We start from the raw sequence: 6,998 nt of genomic DNA, 5'->3' as shown, positions 1-6,998 counted from the left end.
TTGACGGTCGCGCGCAACACCATTCTCCAGACAAAAGATAACGGCATCGAAATCCTGCGAACGGCCATCGGCCACGACGGCTCGATCGTCACCGGCAACCGCATCGAAAACATCAAGGCCGGGCGAGGCGGCTCCGGCCAGCATGGCAACGCCATCAATGCGTTTCGGGCCGGCAATGTCATCATTAGCGGTAACCGCATCAGCGACTGCGATTACTCCGCCGTGCGCGGCAACTCGGCATCGAACATTCAAATGACCGGCAACAGCATCACCGCCGTACGCGAGGTGGCGCTCTATTCCGAGTTCGCCTTCGAGGGCGCCGTGATCGCCAACAATAGCGTGGACGGCGCGGCGGTCGGCGTCTCTGTCTGCAATTTCAACGAGGGCGGCCGGCTTGCAGTCGTGCAGGGCAATATGATCCGCAATCTGTTGCCGAAGCGTCCGATCGGCACCGCGCCTGACGACGACGCCGGCATCGGCATCTACATCGAGGCGGATACGTCAGTGACCGGAAACCTCATCGAAAACGCACCGTCGTTCGGCATCATGGCAGGCTGGGGCAAGTATCTCCGCGATGTCGCGATCACTGGCAATGTCATTCGTAAAACCTTCATCGGCATCGGAGTTTCGGTCGCGGACGGCGCTGGCACGGCGCTGGTCAACACCAATGTGATTTCGGACGCGCCGCGCGGCGCGGTGGTTGGTCTCGACCATGCCAAGCCCATGACGCCGGACCTCGCGGCCGATGGCGCTACGAAATACGTGCAGATCGTTATCGGCGCCAACGCGGTGCGTTGAAACGAACTCGATCACGTTCATGATTTTGGATCGATTCGATTCGGAATTATCGTGCTCTGGCGTAGCGAAGGATCGGATAGCGCGCATGAAGGGTATTCAGATCTGGCAAGACCTCGGTTGACCGGTCGGCATCCCGCGTTTTCTTTGCGGCCGGCGCATCGTCCTTCGCGCGCAGCGTCGCACCCTCTTGTAATCCGATAGTCGCCCGCGGTGCATACGGCACCACAACTCCGGCCGCCGGCTGCCCGGTGTCATTCCGAATAGCAGGAGAGATTTCCGGGGACCGATTGAGCCATGACCGGTCGACGGGCCGATTGTCCGGCATCCCCTCACGACGTGCCAGCATTCGCCAGACTTCGACGACGGCTTTTGCCTCCCGCAGATTTTCCATGAACGCATCTTCGGAATGGTAACGTCGCCACCTGCCGCTTTCGTAAAGCTCGATCAGAAAATCGAGCCGCTGTTCGGCAAGCACGCACCAGCGATTGAGGATGTCTTGAGCGTGGTCGGGCGCGCGCCCGGTGTCGTATCGTTGGGTCATTTGAGGGGACAGTCCGCAAGGAGGGAAACGGACGCAGACGCAACGAACGAATCATTCAATTCTGGTGGGATATTTTGTGGAAAACCTGAGCGAAGTCCAGCACTTTGTGGCGTGAATATGACCACAGAATGCATTCAGAGCTGCCGGCGAGAACGAGAACGGGTTCGCGTGAAGAAAACGCGTTAAAACAAAATCATAGAGCTTCGCTTCTATTCCATCTGAGTTCTTGCCAGACCATTAAAAAAGTTTCTGGTCCTCCTTGAACGTTTTCCAGCGGTTCGGCGACAGACGGATGTGGGAGGCAAACTCCCCGAGGCTATATCAGGCGCGAGCGCCCATCCACCCCAGCGCCCATATGGCTTGACCCGTCCGGTTGTCCCCCCGGACGGGTCTTTTCGTTTTTGTCTTTATGACGCGGGCGTGTATTTGTCCTGCGCTTCCTGAGTACAAGACATTGGGGGGAACGACCAGACCGTTTCCGCGTTTTATCCTCGCAACATCAAGGAGATTGCGATGGATTGGAATCGTGTCGAAGGAAGCTGGAAGCAATTAAAAGGCGCGGTCAAGGAGCAATGGGGCAAGCTCACCGACGATGATCTTGATGTCATCAACGGCAAGCGTGAACAACTCGAGGGCAAGATTCAGGAACGCTACGGCTACCAGAAGGATCAAGCAAAAAAGGAAATTGATGATTGGTATGGTCGCCAAAAATGGTGATCTTCAGCCCCGCGCGACAGCGGGGTTTTTCTTATCGCAGGTTCCTCCCGTTAGAGTCTGTCTTAACTGCGCTGAATCAGACTCGTCGCTTATCTTTTTGTTTGAGCACGATCTTTTCCGGGAGCAGGTTTCCACTTCCAGGGATCATCCTCTAGCTATTTCGTGATCGGCTCAGTTTCGTGCGGATTTTTACGGACAGGTGCTGGTTGCGGTTCGCTTGAAGGCGCGGCCTCGCTGGTCGTCACGGGGACAGCATCGGATGCGGCGGAGGCCGGGTCGGACACGGCCATGGCTGGCACCTCTTTGTCAGCAACCGAGGCTGCGTTGTCCGGGACAGCCTGTACGGCCCGATAGGCATCCGCCTGCCCGGCCCCGAACAGATCGTCACGGCCCGGCTCACCGAGATCACGCGCGCTTGTCGTCAAAATGGCACGGACTTCGGCAGGTTTCAGCGCCGGACGACGCTCCAGGACGAGCGCCGCGAGACCGCTGATATAAGCCGCGGAGAACGACGTTCCCGACGTCATCTGATATTTGCCGTTCGGTGCAGGAAGGAAGATATCAACGCCGGGAGCGGTAATTGCGACGTGACTGCCGCGATTTGAGGCGGCAAACAGCCGGTCGTCGGCGTCGGTCGCGCTGACCGCGATCACCTCTGCGTCCGCGGCCGGATGGAGAGGCGGCGATTTCGGTCCGGCATTGCCGCTTGCGGCCACCATGACGATGCCCATCTCCGCGGCGGCGGCAATGCCGCGTGAGACAAGCGGATCCTTCGGACCAGCGAAACTCATGTTGATGACCTGCGCACCATGGGCGGCCGCGTGGTCGAGACTCCTCAAGATCGTGAACGAGGTGCTCTCGGCCGTACCTTGCGTGACACCGAAGGCGCGGATCGCGAGAATCTTGGCCGATGGCGCGCTCCCCATCAGCCGCGCATGGGCGACGATCGCACCGGCAATGCCGGTGCCGTGCACATGCGGCTTGTCCTTGCCGTCGAGTGCGTCGAAGCTCGCTACGATCGAGCCCGCGATTTCAGGATGATCCGCGTCGATCGCTGAATCGATCACCGCCACAATAACGCCCTTGCCGTGCGCCAGCCCATGCGCTTCGGGCAGCCGCAGCTTCGCCAGCGCATATTGCGCAGGGTCGCCTTCGGCAGTTACCGCCGTCTTTTGGTCCTGTAGAACATAACGGAAATTCGGCTGCGCCGAACGCACGGTCGCATCAGCGTGCAGTTCACGTTGCACATCTTCGACCGGCCGGCGGCCGACGATGCGGAACAGGCTGACCGTACTGCCGGTCAGCGGAAAATTCTGGGAAGAGAGACGTTGCAACCGGTGCCGCCGCGCCAGAGCAGTGAGTTGCGCATCCGGCATCGCGGCCGTCTCGGCGACGATCTCGCCGGGGAGATAGTTGCGCGTCACGGCAGCCCGCTTCGCATTGCGGCGAGGCCCGCTGTTCTGATCCTGAGGCGGCGGACCATTGCCTCCGAGATCGGCCACGAACGGACGGCCGTTGCAGTCGCCGCTCATCGCGCCCTTGCCGCGTGCGCAAACAGGAAAGGCATTGGGCGCGTAGCGAACATAGGAAATGCCTGACGCCGTGACTCCGGTGGCCGGTTTTCGCGGCTTCCGTTCACGGACAGCCGTCTTGCGAGGCCGCGGGCGAGATGACCGGCGATCCAGATCGCCGCCGCGCTCGATGGCACGGTGAGGCATTTCACCATCATAAGGTGCCCTGTTGGCAGCTCCCATGGCACCGAGCATCAGTCCATAACCCAGACCCAATCCCAGGCTTGAGCCTAACCCCATCCCGCGCGGTCCCCCGCCGCGGTCAGGCAATCCGGTCATGCCGCCGGGCGAAGCCATCGGCGCGCGCCTTTGCATACCGAAGGCGGGAGATCCCCTGGAACCATGCATATAGTTTTGCGCATATGCTGACGAAGCATCGCTTGCGAGCCAGCACAGACCTGTCAGCGCAAAGAGCGCGGCGTTCCATTTCGTCATGCGCTGGCGCATCACGCGGTCCTCCATCGTGGCTCCCTTCTGCCTCAAAACGGAAGCCGTTCGCGATCAAAAACGTTCACGCCCGCTACTCGGCGGGAACCGCCAGATTGACGACCGTCTCGCTCTGGAGCTTGCTCAGCAACGCAGGAAAATTCTTTTGCTGATCGAAGCGCAGGCGGAACAGGCCGTTGCGGGACACCGAAACAATCGTCGCCTGGTAGCTGTCCAGAAAAGCCCGAATATCGGACATGCGCGCATCCGGCGCGAACCGCACCAAGGCCTGCGGTCCCGATTCCACGGCCAGTCCACGGGTTAATGGCGCATCGGGCGCGCTGTGAGATGCTGTCCGGAACGATTGAACGCCATCGCCCTTCGCAAGCATCGCGGCGATCACGCCGGCCTGGAGCACGATCACGAGCGCTCCGACCGCACCGGCCGCCGTCAGTGTGCGCGACGACAGGCCGCTAAAGACTTGCGAGATCCGCGCCAAAACGCCAACGCGCGCTCTCGGAACGCTCAGCGCCGGTTCGGCATCGATCGCGGCGAACAGTTTTTGCATCGCGCCCGCAGATGGAGCGCCGAGGCTTTCATTGAGCGAGATGGTTTCGGCATATTCATCCCGGATCACCGCATACTGCTTCGCCAGGTCGGGATCGCCCGCGAGCGCTTCCTCGACCCGGCGTGTGTCGCGCGCGCTCAGGGTGCCGGCGGCATGCCATGGCAGCAGCCCCTCGACATCTCCAGGCTCGTCGCCCGCGACCCTCTTCGCCGCCGTCATAGCCAACCTCGTTCTATCCCGGCTGTTTTCAGCAGACCGGCCAGTTTCTTGCGCGCGTAGAATAGCCGCGTCTTCACAGTGTTCTCGGGTATTCCGACAATCTCGGCGACCTCTTCCACCGATTTCTCGTGGTAGTAGACGAGATCGACGATCTCCCGGTGCTCCGTTGAAAGCTGCATCAGGCACTTGCGCAGCGCGTTTCCCGTATCCTTCTTCTGTACCGTTACCTCCGGGTCGTCGGATTGATCCTCGATTTCATTGGCCGTCTCATCGTCCAGCTCGGCATCCTTCCTGCGGCGAAGCGCAGAGAGGGCCTTGAAACGCATAATTGCCAGCAACCAGGTGGAGACAGCGGATCGGCCTTCGAATTTGCCGGCCTGACGCCACACATCGAGAAAAACCTCGCTGATTAGATCTTCGGCGGCCTGTTCGTTCCGCACGAGTCTCAATCCGAAACGAAAGACCCTGACGTGATGACGCCCGTAAAGCACCTGCATGGCGAGGCGGTCGCCTTGGGCGATCCGGGCGATTAGAACCTCATCGGAAGCCGCCTGTGTCGCGCTCACTTGCCGTCTCGCAGATTGGTCGGGTTTGAGAGGAAGAAGGTTCGATTGGCAAAGAAAATCTTCTCAAGTTACGAGCGTCAGCCCCTTGGCCACAGCTAGGTTGTGCCCGAATCGGCGGAAAGGGCAAGCGCCGCGGGCCGCTGCAAAGAGTAAGCACCACAAGGGTCTGTCCCAGCCCTGGTCCCGACACGCGCAACCCTGCCCCGACAAGCGAAAATTCCCGTTTAGATACAAAGTGTTTAAACCTGCCCAAGCTCCCCTTTGATAAAAGCACACCAAACTTAAAGGCTTTCGCCGTAGATTTTCCGCCCCGCTACTCATCGACGGGCCGTTTGAATATATCTGGCTCGGATCGCTCAATTCCGTAGCGTCCTTCTGCGGCAGCAAAGCGATCGGAACGTCGCTGTAGAACTCTAGCAGGCTGTTGAAAAAGCCAGTCGCGGCCGAGCTGTGAGCATGATTTATTGCTCCGAAGCGATTTGGAGATGATGAGTGCGCGGTGGTGACAATCTGACTGGCGAGCTGTTCAGCTACGTTGATCTGGAGGCGCGGGTTCGACGCGACCACCCGCTTCGCGCCATCCGGGTCACGGTGAACGAAGGGCTTGTCGCTTTGGAGCGGGAGTTCGCGGCGCTGTACTCGCCACTCGGGCGGCCGTCGATCCCACCCGAGAAGTTGCTCAGGGCGATGCTCTTGCAGGCGTTCTACTCGATCCGCTCGGAGCGGTTGCTTATGGAGCGGCTGGAATACGACCTTCTGTTCCGCTGGTTCGTGGGCATCGGCGTCGACGATCCAGCCTGGGACCATTCGGTGTTCTCGAAGAATCGCGAGCGGCTGCTTGAGGGCGACATCGCGGCCAAATTCCTGAGTGCGGTGCTGGCCCAGCCCAAGGTGAAGAAGCTGCTGTCGACAGATCACTTCTCGGTCGACGGCACGCTGATCGAGGCCTGGGCTTCGATGAAGAGCGTCAAACCGAAGGACGGCTCTGGCGAGCCGCCGGCCGGCGGCGTCGGGCGCAATGCCGAAGCCGACTTCCACGGCCAGAAGCGGACTAACGACACGCATGCCTCGACCACCGATCCGGACGCAAGGCTCTACAAGAAGGGCAAGGGCAAGGAGGCGAAGCTATGCTTCATGGGTCATGGGCTGATGGAGAACCGCCACGGCCTGTTGGTCGACGCCTGCCTGACGCTGGCCGACGGACATGCCGAGCGGGTGGCGGCGTTGCACATGATCGAACCTCGCGCCGACCGGCCCCTGGCCATCACACTTGGCGCTGATAAGGCCTATGACACGGAGGACTTCGTCAATGAGTTGCGCGCGATGAAGGTGACGCCGCACGTGGCGCAGAACACGAGAGGCCGAAGCTCGGCGATCGACGGACGCACGACGCGGCACAGCGGCTATGCCGTCAGCCAGCGTATCCGCAAGCGCATTGAGGAAGCCTTCGGCTGGATCAAGACGGTCGCCCGCCAGGACAAGACCCGCTTCCGCGGCCGCGACCGCGTCGAATGGGCCTTCACCTTCGCAGCCGCCGCTTACAATCTGGTGCGACTGCCGAAGCTCATGGCGGTGCCAGCATGACCCCCCGT

Annotated in this window: 7 protein-coding genes; 3 read left to right on the top strand and 4 right to left on the bottom strand. The window is 60.8% G+C overall.

Annotation, left to right across the window (positions count from 1 at the left end):
* On the top strand, positions 1 to 798 hold a 798-nt coding region (locus tag NB311A_RS22760; protein ID WP_040675824.1), incomplete at its 5' end, for a TIGR03808 family TAT-translocated repetitive protein.
* A 46-nt stretch (positions 799 to 844) separates the two neighbouring features.
* Here the strand turns inward: NB311A_RS22760 and NB311A_RS17340 are convergent.
* Positions 845 to 1,339: a TIGR03809 family protein gene (locus tag NB311A_RS17340; protein WP_009800085.1), complete on the bottom strand. Its 495-nt coding sequence runs from the start codon at positions 1,337 to 1,339 to the stop codon at positions 845 to 847.
* Positions 1,340 to 1,852: 513 nt separating this feature from the next.
* Between NB311A_RS17340 and NB311A_RS17335 the strand changes: the two genes are divergently transcribed.
* Positions 1,853 to 2,056, top strand: a complete 204-nt coding sequence (locus NB311A_RS17335) for a CsbD family protein (RefSeq protein WP_009800084.1) — start codon at positions 1,853 to 1,855, stop codon at positions 2,054 to 2,056.
* Positions 2,057 to 2,211: 155 nt separating this feature from the next.
* Here NB311A_RS17335 and NB311A_RS17330 read toward each other — a convergent pair whose 3' ends face one another.
* From NB311A_RS17330 to NB311A_RS17320, 3 genes are all read right to left on the bottom strand, one after another.
* Complete coding sequence (locus NB311A_RS17330) at positions 2,212 to 4,074, bottom strand: S8 family serine peptidase (protein WP_050752139.1); 1,863 nt, start codon at positions 4,072 to 4,074, stop codon at positions 2,212 to 2,214.
* Between the two features lie 73 nt (positions 4,075 to 4,147).
* Complete coding sequence (locus tag NB311A_RS17325; RefSeq protein WP_009800082.1) at positions 4,148 to 4,840, bottom strand: hypothetical protein; 693 nt, start codon at positions 4,838 to 4,840, stop codon at positions 4,148 to 4,150.
* Positions 4,837 to 5,406 (bottom strand): sigma-70 family RNA polymerase sigma factor, encoded by a 570-nt coding sequence (locus tag NB311A_RS17320; protein WP_009800081.1) that lies wholly within the window; start codon positions 5,404 to 5,406, stop codon positions 4,837 to 4,839. The genes NB311A_RS17325 and NB311A_RS17320 overlap by 4 nt, the downstream gene beginning before the upstream one ends.
* A 492-nt stretch (positions 5,407 to 5,898) precedes the next feature.
* Here NB311A_RS17320 and NB311A_RS17315 point away from each other — a divergent pair, with 492 nt between their 5' ends.
* On the top strand, positions 5,899 to 6,990 hold the full coding sequence (locus tag NB311A_RS17315) for an IS5-like element ISNisp7 family transposase (protein WP_009797950.1): 1,092 nt from the start codon (positions 5,899 to 5,901) through the stop codon (positions 6,988 to 6,990).
* Positions 6,991 to 6,998 lie beyond the last annotated feature (8 nt).

This window comes from Nitrobacter sp. Nb-311A (assembly GCF_000152905.1).
Lineage (GTDB): Bacteria > Pseudomonadota > Alphaproteobacteria > Rhizobiales > Xanthobacteraceae > Nitrobacter.
The sequence above is the reverse complement of the archived record's forward strand: the minus strand, read 5'-3'. Positions and strand labels throughout refer to the sequence as shown.